Annotated in this window: 16 protein-coding genes and 1 pseudogene; 8 read left to right on the top strand and 9 right to left on the bottom strand. The window is 43.7% G+C overall.

The window, feature by feature from the left end; all coding sequences use genetic code 11:
* Nucleotides 1–235: 235 nt before the first annotated feature.
* From BP27_RS0100705 to BP27_RS16905, 3 genes are all read left to right on the top strand, one after another.
* Complete coding sequence (locus tag BP27_RS0100705) at nucleotides 236–1,219, top strand: Fic family protein (protein ID WP_211251263.1); 984 nt, start codon at nucleotides 236–238, stop codon at nucleotides 1,217–1,219.
* The gene (locus tag BP27_RS14740) at nucleotides 1,182–1,463 is read left to right on the top strand and encodes a DUF3293 domain-containing protein (RefSeq protein ID WP_036238932.1); all 282 of its coding nucleotides are present in this window, start codon (nucleotides 1,182–1,184) and stop codon (nucleotides 1,461–1,463) included. The genes BP27_RS0100705 and BP27_RS14740 overlap by 38 nt, the downstream gene beginning before the upstream one ends.
* A gap of 368 nt (nucleotides 1,464–1,831) precedes the next feature.
* A complete protein-coding gene (locus tag BP27_RS16905; RefSeq protein WP_084324465.1) occupies nucleotides 1,832–2,227 on the top strand; it encodes an addiction module protein in 396 nt (131 codons plus the stop codon).
* A 102-nt stretch (nucleotides 2,228–2,329) separates the two neighbouring features.
* Here the strand turns inward: BP27_RS16905 and BP27_RS0100690 are convergent, their stop codons facing one another.
* The 4 genes from BP27_RS0100690 to BP27_RS0100675 form a co-directional block, all read right to left on the bottom strand.
* Entirely contained in the window at nucleotides 2,330–5,755 is a 3,426-nt protein-coding gene (locus BP27_RS0100690) for an SbcC/MukB-like Walker B domain-containing protein (protein ID WP_027849901.1), read from the bottom strand.
* Entirely contained in the window at nucleotides 5,755–6,972 is a 1,218-nt protein-coding gene (gene sbcD / locus BP27_RS0100685) for an exonuclease subunit SbcD (RefSeq protein WP_027849900.1), read from the bottom strand. Before sbcD ends, BP27_RS0100690 begins: the two co-directional genes overlap by 1 nt.
* A gap of 62 nt (nucleotides 6,973–7,034) precedes the next feature.
* Entirely contained in the window at nucleotides 7,035–7,436 is a 402-nt protein-coding gene (locus BP27_RS16595; protein ID WP_051610058.1) for a gamma-glutamylcyclotransferase family protein, read from the bottom strand.
* Nucleotides 7,437–7,495: 59 nt separating this feature from the next.
* Entirely contained in the window at nucleotides 7,496–9,400 is a 1,905-nt protein-coding gene (locus tag BP27_RS0100675) for a DNA topoisomerase III (protein ID WP_027849899.1), read from the bottom strand.
* 199 nt (nucleotides 9,401–9,599) lie between these two features.
* On the opposite strand from BP27_RS0100675, the pseudogene BP27_RS14725 reads away from it, so the two are divergent.
* Nucleotides 9,600–10,578: pseudogene (locus BP27_RS14725) on the top strand (malate dehydrogenase).
* A 66-nt stretch (nucleotides 10,579–10,644) separates the two neighbouring features.
* Here BP27_RS14725 and BP27_RS0100665 read toward each other — a convergent pair.
* Genes BP27_RS0100665 through BP27_RS0100655 form a run of 3 tightly spaced genes read right to left on the bottom strand, consistent with a single transcriptional unit; the run spans nucleotide 10,645 to nucleotide 13,032 of the window.
* Complete coding sequence (locus BP27_RS0100665) at nucleotides 10,645–11,607, bottom strand: 5-oxoprolinase subunit C family protein (RefSeq protein WP_027849898.1); 963 nt, start codon at nucleotides 11,605–11,607, stop codon at nucleotides 10,645–10,647.
* Complete coding sequence (gene pxpB / locus BP27_RS0100660; RefSeq protein ID WP_027849897.1) at nucleotides 11,600–12,295, bottom strand: 5-oxoprolinase subunit PxpB; 696 nt, start codon at nucleotides 12,293–12,295, stop codon at nucleotides 11,600–11,602. Before pxpB ends, BP27_RS0100665 begins: the two co-directional genes overlap by 8 nt.
* Nucleotides 12,295–13,032: a 5-oxoprolinase subunit PxpA gene (locus tag BP27_RS0100655; protein ID WP_027849896.1), complete on the bottom strand. Its 738-nt coding sequence runs from the start codon at nucleotides 13,030–13,032 to the stop codon at nucleotides 12,295–12,297. Before BP27_RS0100655 ends, pxpB begins: the two co-directional genes overlap by 1 nt.
* A gap of 221 nt (nucleotides 13,033–13,253) precedes the next feature.
* Between BP27_RS0100655 and BP27_RS0100650 the strand changes: the two genes are divergently transcribed.
* Genes BP27_RS0100650 through BP27_RS0100635 form a run of 4 tightly spaced genes read left to right on the top strand, consistent with a single transcriptional unit; the run spans nucleotide 13,254 to nucleotide 16,726 of the window.
* Complete coding sequence (locus BP27_RS0100650) at nucleotides 13,254–14,249, top strand: TRAP transporter substrate-binding protein (protein WP_245597793.1); 996 nt, start codon at nucleotides 13,254–13,256, stop codon at nucleotides 14,247–14,249.
* A 38-nt stretch (nucleotides 14,250–14,287) separates the two neighbouring features.
* Nucleotides 14,288–14,827 (top strand): TRAP transporter small permease, encoded by a 540-nt coding sequence (locus BP27_RS0100645; protein ID WP_027849894.1) that lies wholly within the window; start codon nucleotides 14,288–14,290, stop codon nucleotides 14,825–14,827.
* Between the two features lie 9 nt (nucleotides 14,828–14,836).
* Complete coding sequence (locus tag BP27_RS0100640) at nucleotides 14,837–16,135, top strand: TRAP transporter large permease (protein ID WP_211251264.1); 1,299 nt, start codon at nucleotides 14,837–14,839, stop codon at nucleotides 16,133–16,135.
* Nucleotides 16,136–16,165: 30 nt separating this feature from the next.
* Nucleotides 16,166–16,726, top strand: coding sequence for a winged helix DNA-binding protein (locus BP27_RS0100635; protein ID WP_027849892.1), 561 nt, complete (start codon nucleotides 16,166–16,168; stop codon nucleotides 16,724–16,726).
* A gap of 15 nt (nucleotides 16,727–16,741) precedes the next feature.
* Here BP27_RS0100635 and BP27_RS0100630 read toward each other — a convergent pair whose 3' ends face one another.
* Together BP27_RS0100630 and BP27_RS0100625 are read right to left on the bottom strand one after the other, a co-directional pair.
* The gene (locus BP27_RS0100630; RefSeq protein WP_027849891.1) at nucleotides 16,742–17,362 is read right to left on the bottom strand and encodes a flavin reductase family protein; all 621 of its coding nucleotides are present in this window, start codon (nucleotides 17,360–17,362) and stop codon (nucleotides 16,742–16,744) included.
* 25 nt (nucleotides 17,363–17,387) lie between these two features.
* Entirely contained in the window at nucleotides 17,388–18,113 is a 726-nt protein-coding gene (locus tag BP27_RS0100625) for an SH3 domain-containing protein (RefSeq protein ID WP_160169809.1), read from the bottom strand.
* Between the last annotated feature and the right edge of the window lie 54 nt (nucleotides 18,114–18,167).

Genomic DNA, 18,167 nt, shown 5'->3' with positions numbered 1-18,167 from the left:
TTAGCCATAATGTACCCCTTCAAGTTAAGCTTGCCTGTGTGCCTTGGTCTTATTACAGATTAAAGCATGTGCACGACAACTAGAGTCGCTAGAGGCTTTTTAATTTACCAAACTATGGATGGTGAGTTCGCTACGTATATTTTATTCTCAGCAAGCAGTCGAGTACGGTTGTTCTCGTTCTGTTTTAGAACCGCAAACTAGCCTACCTTACATCGAACAAATAGAGCAGGAGCTAATGATGGGGACTTATCAGCCGCCTTTAACCATTACCCCAAAAATCTTAAATTTGGTTGCCAAAATTAGTGAACAGCTAGGGCGGTATGACGAGCGCGAAAACAAAGCGCAGGCGCTTCGACTAAGACGCGCTAATCAAATTCGTACCATACAAGGCTCGTTAGCCATTGAAGGCAACAGTTTAAGCGTGGAGCAAATCACCGCTGTGCTTGAGGGTAAGCCTGTAATCGCGCCACCACGAGAGGTACAAGAAGTTAAAAATGCGTTAGCGGTATACGAACGCTTTGAACAATTTAATGCTCTCAAGGAAGACGATTTATTACACGCTCATCAACTCTTGATGCTTGGCCTTATGGATGAAGCGGGTAGGTATCGTGGCGGTGGTGTGGGGGTGATGAGTGGTCAAGAGGTTATTCACATGGCTCCACCTGCCAATCAAGTGCCACGTTTAATGAAAGCGCTATTTGTTTGGTTAAAGCAGACCGACCACCATCCACTGATTGCCAGTGCCGTGTTTCATTATGAGTTTGAATTTATTCATCCTTTTGCCGATGGTAATGGCCGGATGGGAAGGCTTTGGCAAAGTGTTATTCTGGCTAAATGGAACCCTATTTTTGCTAATTTGCCCGTGGAATCATTGGTTTATCAACACCAGCAAGCTTATTACCAAGCCATAGCACTAAGTACAGCGCAAACGGATTGCGCCGCATTTGTCGAGTTTATGCTGGAAACCATTGCCAATACCTTTACCCAACTTATAAATGAAAACAGGTTGGGTAAAAGGTTGGGTAAAGAGCTTAGCGATAATCAGCAGGCTATTCTTCATTGGGTCACGCTTGATAATAAAATCACCATAAAAGAGTTGGCTGTACAGTTGCGAATTAGCACTACTGCCGTAGAAAACAACATTAAAAAACTAAGAGAGTTAGCTTTGTTAGAGCGTAAAGGTGGCCGTAAAGACGGCTTTTGGCAGATTAGAAGTTGAGTTAAGCAGTGATGCTAAAAACCTTAGTTTACAACAGGCTTTAATAAAGCGAGTTAAAGCTTTGAACTTGTCTTTTATTGAAGGTGTTGGGGAAGATATTGAGGGTTTGTGGCCGGGTGAAGCGAGTCTTTATATTCCTGCTATTAGCTTGGTATTGGCTAAACAGCTAGGCACTGAGTTTGAACAGAATGCCATTGTTTATGGCGGCGCTGATGCTATACCTAGCTTGGTTGTTTTAAGGTAAGGCTAACAGCAGAATATTAGTCACCATATTAATTTAACCTACGAAGAAGGTGAGTTAGCACCAGAGGCAACTGGTCAAAAAATATTTGACAGTTCAAACTGAAGGTAGGCGCGAGGTAAGGCGTCTGTTGGATTATTACAACCTAGATATGATTATTTTGACTTGAACTATTTACTCGTATAAAGCGCTAATAAGTAGTCGCCATTTTGGCTTGGGTATGACTTACCCGTTTTGGTGTAGCCTAAGGCTTAAAACAGCTTGTGCATAACTTGATTGTTTTCATAGGTTGTAGCATAGATTTTTTGACCTGTACATTAATGGCTTATTCGTGACAAAATTAAAGTGGATTTAAATAAGAGGTTTTATCTATGAACCTGCAAAAAATTGAAAATGAAGCTCTGCACCTTACTAGAGAAGAGCGATCACAATTGATTCAACGGTTAGTGCTGAGTTTGGATTCCCCACCCGCAGAAGAGCTAAAAACAAACTGGTTGCATGAGGCGAGACAACGTGCAGAAGAACTAGATAATGGTTCAGTTCAAGCGATACCCGCTGCAGATGTTATGAAAAAGGCCAGAGCACTAAGTACAGCGCAAACGGATTGCGCCACGCTTGATAATAAAATCACCATAAAAGAGTCGGCTGCACAGTTGCGAATTAGCACTACTGCCGTAGAAAAAAACATTAAAAAGCTAAGAGGTTTAGCTTTGTTAGAGCATAAAGTATCGACACGTCACCTTGTTATGTCGATGCTATCGACATAAACTGCCAAGCAACTTAATACGTGTCTAAATTAGCTAGGAATTTAAACATGACTTGGCGTGCAGATCAGCCTTACAACCAGTTACCGCGGGGCAGCTACTAGGCTAGCTTACCCGGTACTGCTCTTCTAACCGGCTGTAGCCCATGCCTGCGTTTTTCTTCACTTGTATTTGCACTGGAATGCGTTCTTTTAAGGCTTCCACATGGCTAATAATGCCGATGGTTTTGCCTTTGGCGTTTAGGTTGTCTAGGGCGTTGAGTGCCATTTCTAGGGTTTCGCTATCTAGAGTGCCAAAGCCTTCATCTAAAAAGAGTGATTCAATACGCGTGTTTTGGCTAACCAATTCAGATAACGCTAAGGCAAGCGCTAAGCTTACTAAGAAACTTTCACCACCCGACAAGGTTTTAATGCCACGTTTTACATCGGCCTGCCAAGTATCAATCACTTCTATTTCTAACTCGGCTGTTGCGTGGCGGCTAAGTTGGTAGCGATCATGCAGGGTATTTAACTGCTGGTTAGCTAAAACAATTAAATGATCCAGCGTTAAACCCTGCACAAACCTGCGGTATTTGCTGCCATCGCCAGAACCGATTAACCCAGCGAGTAGTTTCCAGCGCTCATAGATTGTTTGCTGTTGCTGAATTTGTTCGAGTAGGTCTTTTTGAGCGGCTCGATTTTTAGTATCGGTGGCTAAGCGACCTTCTAGCTGTCCTAACTGACGGTTATGCTCCGTTACTTTTGCGTCTTGCTCCTCTACTAATACTTCTAGTTCTGCAAGGGCTAGCTCTGTTTTGGGTTGTTGGTTAAGTGTGGCTATTCTTTGCTTGGTTGCATTTAATAAGGTGGTTGCTTCTTGCAGGGCGGCATCCAAGGCTTGTTTTTGTGTTTGCAGTTGCTCGGCTTCTGCTGCGGGTAATAAGGCTTCTAGGTAAGCAGCTTGGTCAGCAAAAGGGCTGATTTGTAATGCTTGCTGCCAGTCTTCTGTCTGTGCTTTGTGGGCTGCTTGGGCTTCTTCTAAGCGTGTTGTTAGGCTTTGAGTTTGTCCTTCTAGTTTTGCCAATAGGCTTTTTTGTGCTTCTAGGTGTTTTTGGCTTTCCAATAAAGCTTGCTTAATATCAGCCACTGGTTGGCAAGTGGTTTTTTCTGCTAGACCAAGGCTTTGCCAATAAGCTTGCGCATTTGCTAGGTTTTCTTGGGCGCTGCTTTGCTGGGCTTCTAACTGGTTAAGATGCAGCTTTAATTCGGCTAGTTTTGCTGTATTGACTTGGTAGGCTTTAGCTTCTTTCTGCCTTGCTTCTAACCAAGTTTGTGGATTATCGGGAAGTTTATAGCCTAGCTCGGCTAGCTGTTGGCTTAATGCTTCTTGCTGGGCTGCTTGTTCATCTTTTTGCTTGTTAATTGTTTCTTGTAAACTCACTTGCTGCTGTTCTTGGCTAGCTAGCTGATGCTTTTTTTCTATTAGCTTTTGCTGGCTAGCAGCCAGTGTTTGCTGGGCGTTAGCTAATTGCTGTTCGCTTGTTTTTAAGCTTTCTTGGGCTTGTGTAACAGTAGTTAAGCGGGTTTGATTAGCTATTAAGTTTTGCTGGTAGCTGGTGTAGGCGGCGGTAAAGTCGGCAGCACTTAGATTACTGGTCAAGTTTAAAGCAGCCAAATGAGTGGCTTGATTAGTGTAAAAAGTTTCTAGCTCTTGCTCCAGATTAGTTTGCTGAGTTTTTATAGAGCCTTGCTGCCCAGTCAGTTGCGCTAACTTTTCGCTGCAGGCTTGCCCTTCTGCTGTAACCTTTTCTAATTCAGCTTTTTTAGCCGCTAGTTCTTGTGCTGTTACCGAAACATTTAAGGCTTGGTAAGCAGCAATAGCTGGGTGTTCTTTAGAACCACACAGAGGGCAAGCCTCTTCGGCTTGTAATTGTTGGCGATGCACTTCTAAGCTGGCAATGCGTTCTTCTTGTTTTAAGAGGCGCTCTTTATCGTCAACCTGTTCTTTTACTTGGCTGTAAACAAGGCGTAATTCATCACGCTGCTTTTCTTGTTGCTGAATTGCTTCTGCAAGCCCAGCCTGTTCTTTTGCTAGGTTTTCTAGGGCAGACTTTTTACTAGGCAAGGCTAGGTAAAAGCTTTCTAGCCACTGGTAGTGTTTGTTTTGTTCATGCTGTTGGTTTAACGCTTCTTGCCAACTAGCAACACTTTGCCCTTCGAGTAGTTGTTCAAGCTTTTGCTCTTCTTGTTGTTTAGTTTCTTCTAAAGGCCTTAGCGCAGCCTGTTCTTTTTCTAACAAGCTAGCCAGTTGTTTTACCTCTGCTTGAATGGCTTCAAATTGGCTTAAAAAGTTTTGTTGCTGCTGTTTATTTTGTTCTAGGTTTTGCTGGTATTTATTGAGTAATTCAAACTGGTATTGCCAGTTGGTTAAGTATTCCGTTAGCCGTCCGTGCTGGGCATTACTTTCTACTTCGGCTAATAGCTGCTTCTCTTCTTGGCGGGTGGTTGTTAGTTGGTCATTAAGAGCATTTAAGTCTTGCTGGGCATATTGGTAGCTTTGCCAAGCATAATCGGCCAGCTGGTTTTGGCACTGGCCTTTTTCTGCAAGAGCAAGATTTAGGTTTTGCTGGCTTTGCGCTACGGCTTGTTCGCTAGCTTGTAGGTTATTGTAAACCGGCTGTAATTGAGCCGCTGGTTGATGCTGGGCAAGGCGTTGCATGGCTGGTTTGGCGGCTAGCTTTTCTGTTTCTACTTTGGCTTGTTGCTCTTCTGCCTGCTGCTGGTTGGCAAGCGCTTCATCTAAACTCTTGCGCCATTGGTGTTCTTCGTACAGTTTTTTCTGTTGTTGTTTTAGTGCTTTAGCTTGGGCTTCTAACTGAGTTCGTTCTTCTTTAGCTGCGGTTAACTCTTCAGCTGTTAAGAGTTGAAAGCCTTCTGCTCTACTGGTTAAGTTAGTTAATTTTTGGCCTAAGTCTCTCTGCTTTTCATGCACATAGATAGAGATTTGCCCGTAAATTTCTGTGCCAGTAAGCTGTTCTAATAATCCGGCTCTATCATTATTATTGGCTTCTAAAAAAGCTGCAAAACCACCTTGAGCTAAGAGCATGGATTGAGTAAAGCGCTGGAAGTTTAAGCCAGTAATATCTTCAACCTTTTTTACTTTTTCACTAAGTTTTTCTGTGATTATTTCGCCTGTTGCATAGGCAAGCTCACAGGTGGCATTTTGTAATGCGCCATCAGCTTTATTGCGGGCACGGCGTTGGCTCCAAAAAGCTCGATATACTTTGTCTTTAACAGCAAACTCTACTTCGACTAAACAATCAGCTGTGTGGCGGGTCATTAATTCATTGGTGCTTGCTGAAATATTTTTAAGGCGGGGTGTGCAATGGTAAAGCGCTAAACAAATAGCATCGAGTAGGGTGGTTTTTCCTGCACCTGTGGGGCCGGTAATCGCAAACAGGCTGCTGACGTTAAAAGGTTCTTGGGTGAAGTCTATTTTCCATTCGCCTTTTAAAGCATTAATATTTTTAAGGCGCACGCTTAAAATCTTCATTAGTCTACCTCCTGCAAAGCTTCTAGCACTTGAGCATGTAAGCCTTCAAGTGTTACTACCTGTTCATCCGTTAGGGTTTCTTGGGCTAGGCGCTTAGTAAATACATCGTCGGGAGTGAGTTCAGCCAAAACCTCACCTGCTTCGTAACTTAAATTGGCCTGTTGTTGCTTACGCTGGCGTCTTACTCTTAATACTTCCACGGGTAAATCGGCACACAGCTGGTTAACTCTTTCGCTTAAGTCTGAATAAAAGTCATCTTCTTCTACCGTCACCTCTAGCCAGGCTTTGGGTTCGGGCGCCAGCTCTTTGGCTAGTTCACTTAGTTGTTGTTTTAGGCTGGCTAGGTTGCCTTTTAAAGCGATTAAACGCTGAAAACCGGGAATCTGAATAGGCGTTACTGCGGTTAGGCTGGTGGCATCAAAATCGACACAAAGAATTTCTTTTTGACGGTTAGCTTCATCAAAACTTAAAGCAATGGGTGAGCCGCTATAGCGTAGGTGTTCTTCACCCCCAACTTTTTGGGGGCGGTGAATATGGCCAAGGGCTAGGTAATCAAAAGCTGGAAAAGCATTGGTAGGAAAGGCACTTAAGTTGCCCACATAAATGTTACGTACTGATTCCGTTAAACTAGCACCCACGGTGGTTAAATGACCGGTGCCGATAATGGGTAGTTGAGCGCCTTGTTCTTCACAAAATGCCGTGGCTTTAGCAAATAGTTGGGCGTAATGCTCGGCAATCGCTGCTTGCAAACTGCCTTGTTTTTCGTCGGCACTTTGCCCAGCTTGACTGTAATGAATGTCTCTGGCACGAATAAAAGGTACGGCACAAAGCACAGCACCTAGTTCGCCATTGCGTTTTTTAAGTGGAATAATTTGCTCTTCTAGGTTATCGCTAACACTAGCAATGACATGGGTATTCAGTTCGGCTAAAAGGTCTTTGCTTTCATTGAGCATGGTGACGGAATCATGGTTTCCCGCCAGAAGAATAAGCTGGCATCCGGTGGCTTTCATTTGCAAAATAAACTGGTTGTATTGTCTTCGTGCATAGCTGGGTGGGGTGCCTGTATCAAAAATATCACCAGCCACAATTAAGGCATCAGCTTGCTGCTCAATCACAGTTTGCACTAGCCACGCACACCAAGCGCTGTGCTCACTTTCTCGTGTTTTACCCATAAAATGCTGGCCTAGATGCCAATCTGAAGTGTGGAGAATACGCATTCAATGTTTCCTTTTTTGAAATTATTTTGTGGGCAATACTTAAGCTTGTGGTTAGAGCACTTCTACTCGGATACAGCTATCCAATCACCACCCTCAATCTGCTCATAGCTGGCTAGCTCATCTTTAGATTGATGGTAAATCCAAGCCTTAATCTTTTGCTCTTTAGCTAAGGATATTTCCACTTGGCTACGCTGGTAATAATCTGGGTAACCTTCAAGTTCATCTAAATCTGAAAAAGTTAGATTATCTACGCTATAAAGCTCTGCAAGAATGTCATTTTTAGCTGCTTTATCCTTATATACAGCAGGGTAGCCACCTAAACTAACCATAGTAAAATCTGATAAAGTAGCTTCAGTAATAAAGTGCGCTTCCTGCATTAAGCTATGGTTAGATCCACCCTTGCGTAGGGTGCCGTAAACTAAAACATAATTTTCTTCTAACTGGCTAGCTGAGTGATGAGTCATAAGTTACCTTTTAAATTATTGAAAGCTAGCTTAGCAGCTAGCAACGACAAAGAGTGTCGCTACTTTCTTTTCCTCTTAAACCGCCTAGGAGTTGTGCCTTGGCCTTTTAATCCTTCAAAACGTATCTGTTTTACCTGACTTATAAGTTGCGATAAACCTTCTAACAAGGGTTGCATAAACTGGTTATAGTTTAAGCGTTTTTCGGCAATGGCTTCTAGCTGGGCTTCCCAATGAGCGGTCATATCGGGCACAACCATAGCTTCGGGCAGGGCTAAAATAAGTTGTTTGCCTACTGAGGTAGCATGTATTTCTTTACCTTGTTTGGTTAAAAACCCACGTTTAAAAAGTAGTTCTATAATGCCTGCGCGGGTGGCTTCTGTGCCTAAACCATCCGTTTCGCGCAGTACTTTTTTAATCTCTGGGTTGGTAACAAAACGGGCTATACCTGTCATAGCGGCTAGCAGGCTAGCATCGGTAAAATGTTTGGGTGGACTGGTTTGTTTTTCATCGAGTCGCCCATCAATGCACAACACGCTTTCGCCTTTAACCACCTTAGGTAGTTGCACTGCTGAATACTCTGTATCTTCTTTATTGTCTTTGCGCTCTGGTAGCAGTGCTTTCCATCCTTTATCTAGCACTTCTTTTTGGCGACTAATAAACAGCCCACCACTCACCTGGGTATCAATTTGTTTTTCTTGGTAGGTAAAGGGCGGGTAGAACTGCATTAGATATTGTCTGGCAACCAGCTCGTAAATTTTTTGTTCGTCGTTAGATAAACGACCAGCTTCCATAGCGCGGCTGGTAGGAATAATCGCATGGTGTGCACCGACCTTGGCATCATTCCAGGCTTTAGATTTTAAAGACAAGTCAGCTGCTTGTACGGCTTTACTAAGCGCCGAGCTGGTTTGAGTTATGGCTTGGGTTACGGCATTTCTTTCTTGAAAATGGCCTTTAGGTAGGTAACGGCAGTCTGAACGTGGGTAGGTGATTAGCTGGTGATTTTCATACAGCTGCTGACAAATATCCAAAGTTTTTTGGGCATTAAAATTAAAGCGCTTGGAGGCATCAATTTGCAAAGATGACAAGCTATAAGGCAAGGGTGCCGTTTGTTTTTTAACGCTTTCTTTAACGTCAACAACTTGGCCGGGTTGGTTAAGGGTTTTATTCACCACGGTTTCTGCCAGTTTTTTTAGCAGCACTCGGCCTTCTTCATCCATATAGGCTTGGCAAGCTTCGCTGGGTTTCCACTTGGCGGTATAGGTTTGCTTTTTGTGGGTTTTAAGTTCGATAAACACTTCATAAAAAGGCTTGCTGACAAAGTTTTCTATTTCGATGTCTCTATGCACCACCAATCCTAAAAGTGGCGTTTGTACTCGACCTACCGACAAGACTCCTTGGTAGCCTGACGCTTGCCCTTGTAAAGTACATAAACGCGTGAGGTTAATGCCGTAAAGCCAGTCTGCTCTGGCTCTAGCTAAGGCAGAGGTGGCTAGGGGAATAAATTCTATATTAGGGCGCAGGTTATTTAGAGAACGCTTTATAGCGGCTGGATTCATATCGTTAATTAAGCAACGCTGAGCAGCTAGGCGTTTGGCTTGCGGCACTTGGCAATAGTTAATCACTTCATCCACTAAAATTTGCCCAACCCTATCTGGGTCGCCCATATTGACCAGAACATCTGCCTGCTTAATCAGTTTTTTAACCACATTAAATTGCTTTTTGGTGGCAGGCTTAACCTGGTATTGCCATTCACTTGGCACTATTGGTAGATGTTCTTTACGCCATTTTTTATAGTCAGAATTGTAGGCTTCTGGTTCGGCCTGTTCTAGTAAATGACCTATACACCAAGTGACTAGATCGCCATTGGCAAGCTGAATATAGCCATCACCTTTTTTATGTGGCTTGGGTAAAACATTGGCTACAGCCCTGCCAACACTGGGCTTTTCGGCGATATATAAAATCATGGTTTGCCCTACTCTATGCAACTGCATCCTTTTATTTCAAAATGCCTGCTAGCTTAGCCTAATTCTTACCTAACCTTTAGTAGCCTTGTACTTAATTCGCTGGCTTTGGTAAAATTCTATTTCCTATTTTTAGGGTTTAGCTTACAAGAGCCCCAAATTCTCACAGATTTATTCAGTAGTAAAAACTTGGAGACGCACAATGAAAGCACCCGTACGTGTTGCTGTTACAGGCGCAGCTGGCCAAATTGGTTATGCTTTGTTGTTCCGTATTGCTAGTGGCGAAATGCTTGGCAAGGATCAACCTGTTATTTTGCAGTTGCTCGATTTACCTCAAGCACAGGACGCGCTTAAAGGCGTAATGATGGAGCTACAAGACTGTGCATTCCCTCTATTAGCTGGCATGGTTGCTTCTGATAATCCAGAAGTTGCTTTTAAAGACACTCAGGTAGCTATTCTTGTGGGTGCTCGTCCACGTTCAAAAGGTATGGAGCGTGCAGATCTACTAGCTGCTAACGCCGAAATCTTTACCGTTCAAGGACGTGCTTTAAATGCTGCTGCTGACCGTAATGTTAAAGTTTTAGTGGTAGGTAAACCCAGCTAACACTAACGCTTACATTGCTATGAAGTCTGCACCAGACCTAAACCCTAAAAACTTTACTGCCATGCTACGTTTAGACCACAACCGTGCGCTAAGCCAGGTTGCGGAAAAAACCGGTAAAGATGTTAAAGATATTAAAAACCTATGTGTTTGGGGTAACCACAGCCCAACCATGTACGCTGACTACCGCTTTGCTACCATTAATGGCGAAAGTGTAAAAGATATGATTAACGACCAAGAGTGGAATGCTAACGTATTCTTACCTACGGTTGGTAAGCGTGGCGCAGCAATCATTGAAGCGCGTGGCCTATCTTCTGCTGCTTCTGCTGCTAACGCTGCAATTGACCACATTCATGACTGGTGGTTAGGTACTAACGGCGAATGGACTACTATGGGTATTCCTTCTGATGGCTCTTACGGCATCCCTGAAGGTACCATGTTCGGCTTCCCTGTTACCTGTGCTAACGGTGAATACGAAATCGTTCAAGGTTTAGAAGTTGATGAGTTCAGCCAAAAGTACATCAATATTACGTTGGATGAACTAGAGCAAGAAAAACAAGGCGTTGCTCACCTGCTTTAATAGCTAGGTAAAGCGCTTAAAGCCCTACAGAATTTATTTTGTAGGGCTTTTTTATTTATGCCAACTTTAGCTACCTTTAAAAAACTGCAAAAACTCTCTTTCTGCTAGCTGTGCTTGGTAGAGGCTAACTGCGTTAAAGCGCACTTCGCTACCAGGTAAACGCTGGGCTAAAGCATCTAAGCTGCGTGGCGTTACTGCACCTAGTTTTGGATAACCACCGATGGTTTGGCGATCATTTAATAAAATAATTGGCTGGCCATCAGCGGTAACTTGGATAGCACCTAAACTTATCCCTTCTGAAATCAAGCGCTCGCCAATAACATCTAAAGCAGGGCCGTCTAAACGTGCGCCCATACGATCGGTTTGTGGACTAATTTGATAGGCTTTATTAAAGAATTTTTCTAGGCTAGGAGCAGGAAAACGGTCAACTTGCGCTCCTAAAATAACGTCTAACAACAAGGGGGCTTGGTAATCTGACACCCTGCTGGCGGGTACTTTAAACGCTTGCTGGTTTAGTGCATGACTGGTTAGTGCTTTGCAAGGTAGCAAGTCACCAGCGGCTACCTTTTGTCCATCTTCATTTTGTCCGCCTGTGCCTTCGCGCATAAGTGTTGCGCAACTAGCACCTAAATTTTGTGACACATTAAAACCACCAGTCACGGCTAAATAACTACGCAAGCCTGCCAAGGGTGCACCTAAGTGCACCTGATCGCCTGGCGCCAAAACAATACTCGACCATAAATTTTGTGGCTTACCATTAACGGTTAGCGGTACTTTTGCCCCCGTAATGGCAATGCGTGTTGCCACTTGGCTTTCTAGTTGCAAGCCACCAAAGGTAATTTCTAAAGTAGGTGTATTGTAAGCATTACCTAATAAGCGATTGGCCCAAGCCCAAGCGTGTCTGTCCATCGCACCACCATTAGCCAGCCCTTGGTGCATCACTTGGTTGCGCCCTGCATCTTGTAACAAGGTTAAAAAACCAGCACTCATCACTTTTAAGCCTAAAGGGCTTTGCTTTGGTTTATTCATCTAGCTGCCCACCTAATGCTTGGTATTCAGCAAAATCTATAGGGGTAAATTTAACTTGCTGACCTGCATTTAACAGGCTGGCTGGTTCGCGCTTAGGGTCAAAAAGTGTCAGCGGTGTACGGCCTATCAAGTTCCACCCACCCGGTGAAGCTAGAGGGTAGAGTGCCGTTTGGGTATCGGCAATACCTAAGCTACCCGCGGGTACTTTAACTCTAGGTGTAGCAAGACGAGCTACAGCAAGTTGCTCTGGCACTTCACCTAAATAGGCAAAGCCTGGTGCAAAGCCTATCGCAAAAACCTGATAAGGCTGACTGGAATGTAGCTCTATCACTTCTTGTTCAGTGATGCCTGCTAATTCAGCTATACGCGGCAAATCTGGGCCGACTTTTGAATCGTACCAAACAGGAATTTCAATAATATTTGAAGTTAACTGGCTGCTAGTGGTTGTGGATAGATTATTTAGCAGCGGAGCGACATCCGCCATTAAGCTAGCTAGGTCATCTTTCAATAAGTTGTAGCGCAACATGATTGAAGTGTAAGAAGGCACTACATCTAATAGGCGGGTACCTAGTTCTTGACGCAAAGCCTGTGCAGCCTGTTGAATGGGGTTCACTAAGCTTAAATCAATACGTTCGCCAAAATGCAGGGTCACTGTATCAACACCACTAACATCATAACGCCACTGCATTAGGCTTTTGCCCCTAAGGCTGCTCTTATGGCTTCTACCGCTTGTATAGATTCGGGATTATCACCATGCACACAAAGGGTGTCTGCTTCTAAAAGTAAATCTTCACCTTCTAAAGTTTGAATGGCTTGCCCTGAGGCTAGTTGAGTTGCTTGTTCTACTATGGTTTCTTGTTGATGATAAACCGCACCAGGGGTAGAGCGTGAAACAATAAAGCCCTGCTTGTCATAAGCTCGGTCAGCAAAGGCTTCCAGCAAAAGTGGAACTTTTTGCTCTGCGCATAGCTGTTTTAACTTAGTGTTATCTGCAGTGGACATGGCCATTAACGCTAGAGATAAAGGGGATTTTTTAATGGCAATTAGAACTGCTTCTAGCAGCTTAAAATCACGCATCATATCGTTATACAGTGCGCCATGTGGTTTTACATAGCTTAACTGGCCGCCTTCTGCAGCAGCTATATTCTGTAAGGCACCTATTTGGTACAGCACTAAAGCAGTGACTTCTTCAGGTGTAAAAGCCATAGAACGTCGACCAAAACCTTGCAGATCTGGATAAGCAGGATGAGCACCTAAACTAACACCATAACTTATGGCTAGGCTGAGTGTTTTTTGCATGATTAAAGGGTCACCAGCATGAAATCCACAAGCGATATTGGCTTGGTCGATTAGTGGCATAACTTCCCTATCCAAGCCCATAGTCCAAGCACCAAAGCTTTCACCTAAATCACAATTTAATAGCATTCACTCACCCCTTGCTTACTGTTTGGCTAGTTAATCACCTTCACCTTAGCAATTTATCTATAAATTGCCTGCATTACAAAGAATATTTATCGATGTATTTTTAATAAAAGGTTTGACACTAGAAAGCAAGGCAGCTAGTTTTCACTTAGAGACTGCTTACCTTTAGCATTTGGCTGGCCGTCTTTACAATAATAATCAGTGGTCGACCGGAGACTAACACCATGATTTTAAAAGCAAAAAAAATGCAAACTAAGTTGCAGCACTTAGCTGCAGCTGCCTTTTTAGCCTTAGGCGCAACTAGCCTACAAGCTGCAAACTGGGATATGCCAACTCCCTACGGTGACACCAACTTCCATACGGTAAACATTAAACAGTTTGCAGATGAAGTGCGTGAAGCAACAAAAGGCGAGCTAGATATTACTGTTCATAGTAGTGGCTCGTTAATTAAACACGCTGAAATCAAAAACTCTGTGCGCCGTGGCCTAGTACCTATTGGTGAAGTTATTATGTCTCGCCTTGCCAACGAAGATGCGCTATTTGAGGTCGACTCTGTACCTTACCTAGCAAGCAACTACGAAGAATCTTGGAACTTGTGGCAAGCATCCAAAGGCATACTTGCTGAACGCTTAGAAAAGCAACGCTTAATGCTGCTTTTTAGTGTGCCTTGGCCTCCTCAGGGTATTTACACCAGCTTTACCGTAGAAACTGGTAAGGAATTACGTGGTGTAAAAATGCGTGCTTACAATAAGTCTAGCGAACAAATTGCTAACTTGCTGGGTGCCTTACCTACTCAGGTTGAAGTGCCTGATATTCCTACTGCTTTTGGTACTGGCCGTGTTGATGCCATGATTACCTCTCCTTCTACGGGTGCTAACACTCGTGCTTGGGACTACCTAACCGACTTTAACCATGCGCAACTTTGGCTACCCAAAAACATGGTAATCATTAATGCTAAAGCTTTTAACCGTCTATCTGATGAGGCTAAAGAAGCTGTTATGGCTGCTGCTGAGCGTGCTGAAAAGCGTGGGTGGGAAGCAAGCAAAAAAGAAACTGAAGCTAAAATCGCTATTATGCGAGATAACGGCATCAAAATTTCTGAGCCATCCAAAGCATTAATGACACGCTTACAAGCTGTGGGTGAGTCGATGACTGCAGAGTGGTTAGAACGTGCTGGCAAAGATGGCGAAAAGCTACTCAAAGCCTATCAAGCTAAATAATTAACTTTTTATTTAATGCCCGCTGAGCAGGAGTGGCAATGCGTAATCTACTAAATAATTTATATCGGTTAGGGGGGTTGCTTTCTGCCCTTCACTTAACCGCCATTATGCTGCTTATAGTGCTACAAGTGCTCGGCCGGGTGCTAGATAAACTATTACTTTGGGTGGGTTTCAATCCTTTAGGCTTGCACCTACCCGGCTTGGCAGAAATTTCTGCCTTCTTATTATTAGGCGCTACTTTTTTTGGTCTAGCCTATACCTTTTGGCAAGGGGGTCATATTCGTGTAACGCTAATAATTCAGCGCTTACCGCTAGGGCTCCAACGCTGGTTAGATTCACTCATGCTACTTATTGCTATGGCAATCACAGGTTTTGCATTGGGCTTTAGTGTTTTGTTAGCCCTTGATAGTTACGCCTATGGTGATTTATCGATTGGCATGGTGCCAGTACCTTTATGGATACCACAGGTGGGTATGTCTTTAGGTTTGCTTTGGTTATTTATTGCTCTTACCGATGCTTTATTTTCTTTATTGAGTGGTCGCATCACTCAGCTCAACACTGACGCAGCGCAGGAGTAACTGGTGGACATGATTTGGATGACCCTTATCTTATTGCTAGTGCTCTTAGCGTTATTAGGTGTTGGTTTATGGGTTGCTTTTGCACTCACTGCCATAGGCTGCATTGCCTTATTTTTCTTTAGCGGCATTCCTGTTGGTGATAGCTTAGCGACTGCTTTTTATAGCTCCAGTGTTTCTTGGGAGTTAGCGGCTTTACCCATGTTTATTTGGATGGGTGAAGTATTATTTAGATCTCGCCTGTCTGAAGAAATGTTTCGAGGTATAGCACCTTGGGTAGGCAAACTACCTGGGCGCTTATTACACACTAATATAGTGGGTTGCGGTATTTTTGCAGCCATATCGGGTTCATCTGCTGCCACAGCTGCTACCATAGGTAAAATGACCCTGCCTGAGCTAGACCGCCGTGGCTATAACAGGAATCAAGTCTTAGGTACTTTAGCTGGCTCTGCCACCTTGGGTCTGCTTATTCCACCTTCCATTATTTTGATTGTTTATGGCGTAGCCACAGAACAGTCTATCGCACGTTTATTTGTGGCGGGTATCTTACCTGGCCTAATGTTGATGGCTCTTTTTGCTGGCTATGTCATCATTTGGTCTTTACTTAACCCTAAAGGTGCACCAGCGGGCGAGTCTGAAAAACTATCTTTTGTTGAAAAAGTGAAACGCAGCAAGCCCTTAATTCCTGTTTTTCTTCTTATTGTGGGTGTTATAGGTTCAATTTATACAGGGCTTGCTTCGCCCACTGAATCTGCTGCGGTGGGTGTTGCCCTAGCTCACTTGCTGTCTATTCAATCCGGTTCGATGAACTGGAAAACTTTTCAGTCGGCATTAATGGGTACTGTCAAAACTTCTTCCATGATTGCCTTTATTTTAGTGGGCGCCAGCTTTCTAACTAGCTCCATGGGTTTTACGGGTATTCCAAGGGAATTAGCAACCTGGATAAGCACTCTGGATTTGTCGCCTCAAATGTTGCTCCTAGTACTCACGTTATTTTTTATTCTGCTCGGCTGTTTTTTAGATGGTATTTCAGTGGTGGTACTCACTACCTCTATTATTTTGCCTATGGTGCAGGCTGCAGGTATTGACCCGCTCTGGTTTGGTATTTACTTGGTTATAGTGGTAGAAATGAGTCAGATAACACCACCTGTTGGCTTTAATCTATTTGTGATTCAAGGTCTAACCGGCGAGAATATCCTTCGCATTGCTTGGGCTGCCTTCCCTTACTTCTTGTTAATTTTATCAGCGGTTATCTTGATAACTATTTTTCCAGAAATTGTCACCTATTTGCCCAGCCAAATGGGTAACTAGCATTCAATCTTAAAGTGAAGAAATTTAACTATGAGCAACAAGACAACTAAAAACCTCGAATCAGAAGCGCCAGCTAAACCTAAGCGTAAAATTGGCCCTATAGTGTCATCAGCGCATTTGGCTTCAGGTCGCTCTAGTGAACTATCTGAGTTGGAGTTTGGTTTGATTGTTGCTAGCAATGCTTTTAATCGTTGGATGATTCACTGTGCAAGTGCTGCGGGAATACCTGATATGAGCCCTTTAGATGTGCTGGTATTACATAGCTCTAACCACCGCAGCCGCGCAAAAAAAGTATCCGATATTTGCATGGTTTTAAATATTGAAGATACCCACACGGTTACTTATTCATTAAAAAAACTGCTTAAACAAGAGCTGGTTCAATCTGAAAAACGTGGTAAAGAAACCTTTTATTCAGTGACCGACAAGGGTGCTGAGCGTTGCAAAGTTTACAGCGAGGTTAGAGAAAACTGCTTAGTAGACTCACTTAAAACACTGGGTTTTGCTAAAGATGACCTAGGTGAAGTAGCAGTGCTTTTGAGAGGTATTTCAGGTTTGTATGATCAAGCGGCAAGGTCTGCCGCTTCCCTATAAGGCTGGAACAATCACTTATTTAGGTCTAGCGACACTAAATACTTTGTCGATACCCGCATAATTGGTTCCACCGAGTCTAGCAAGAGGATCAATTGCTTTAGCATCTACTGTGTAGCGCCCTCTTTCTTCATCCACCTCAATGGCTGCATCATCTATATAGGCTTGAATGAGTTCTGCATAAATAATGGCTTGCTTTTGATGACCTAAATAATGCACATCATGCAACTTAGCTTGAAATGCAATAGGCGCAGCTTTTAATCGAGGCAAGGGACTACCAGGAAACTCAACCAGCTCATTATCCTGCATTAACTCTAACTCAGACTTTCCATAGGGCAAGGTAGCAGCACTGGCAGTCACATCTTCTGCTTGAGCTAGAGTAGGTAAATGAATAACAAACTCTCTACCAGAAAGAAGGTTATGGCGCGTATCCTTAGCTTCTTCAGGTGTTTTTTTACCGATTGAAAGCATCACAAGGGGTGGATCTGAGCAAACACCATTAAAAAAGGAGAAGGGTGCTAAATTAAGCTCTCCGTTATCTGAGGCAGAAAGTACCCAAGCAATAGGGCGAGGAGTTATGGTTTGAGTCATCAGGTGATAACAGGTGTTAGGCTTTAGCGAGGCTAAATCCAATAGCATTGCAGTCTCCAGCAAAAAATATGTATTAGCGCGGCTCTAAATCGGCTTGCATTTCGTTTAACCGGTCGGTTACCTCATACACAACATAGGTAGTTGTGTCTGGCCAGCCACGGTGTACTAAAACACGTAAATCGCCACGCCGCCACTCAAATTCTACCGGCCCTTTAGCGCGGCGACCAAGCACACGTTGCCAAGGTCCTAATTCTTTACGAACCGCCTCAGCAACTTGGCGCACTTGTTCAGTATCTTTTTCTGAGCGGTAAGTGATTTCAGCCACAGCAAAAAGCTGTTCTTTCAGGGTATAACCGAGTGTCATTTCAGTTGCACCCACTTTCCACTGACTAGGATCGTAAAGGTCATAGGGATAGGTATCGACTTCTCTTACGACCTTAACTTTACTGGTGCGAATAGCTTTGCGCATAGCTGTACGATCAGCAGTATTCAGAGACAAATCAAAAAGCTCTACGCTTTGACTCAGCGTTACCTGATGCATCCAAGCCTCACTGCCATCTGCCAACTGCACTTTAAGCCATACACCCTCACGCGCCAACTCAGTCACGCTCGTACCTTTTGGCAACTGATTAACTAAATCTGCAGAAGTTTGGGGTAGAGCACGTGCATTTCCAACAGGCACTGAAACCTGCCACACATCGCCGGGTGCAGCGCACGCAAAAGATGCAGCAAATAAAAAAATTAAGGCAAAAAAACTGCTAATCCCTAGCTTTTGTAGTTGTAAGGTTCGTTTTGTCATTCCTTTCATAGTTTTCCTATCCACCTGCTTAAAAGCCTGCTCTTAGATTTTAAA

The organism is Marinospirillum insulare DSM 21763 (genome assembly GCF_000686905.1).
In the GTDB taxonomy this organism is placed as follows: Bacteria; Pseudomonadota; Gammaproteobacteria; order Pseudomonadales; family Halomonadaceae; genus Marinospirillum; species Marinospirillum insulare.
This window is presented reverse-complemented; position numbering and strand designations above follow the sequence as displayed.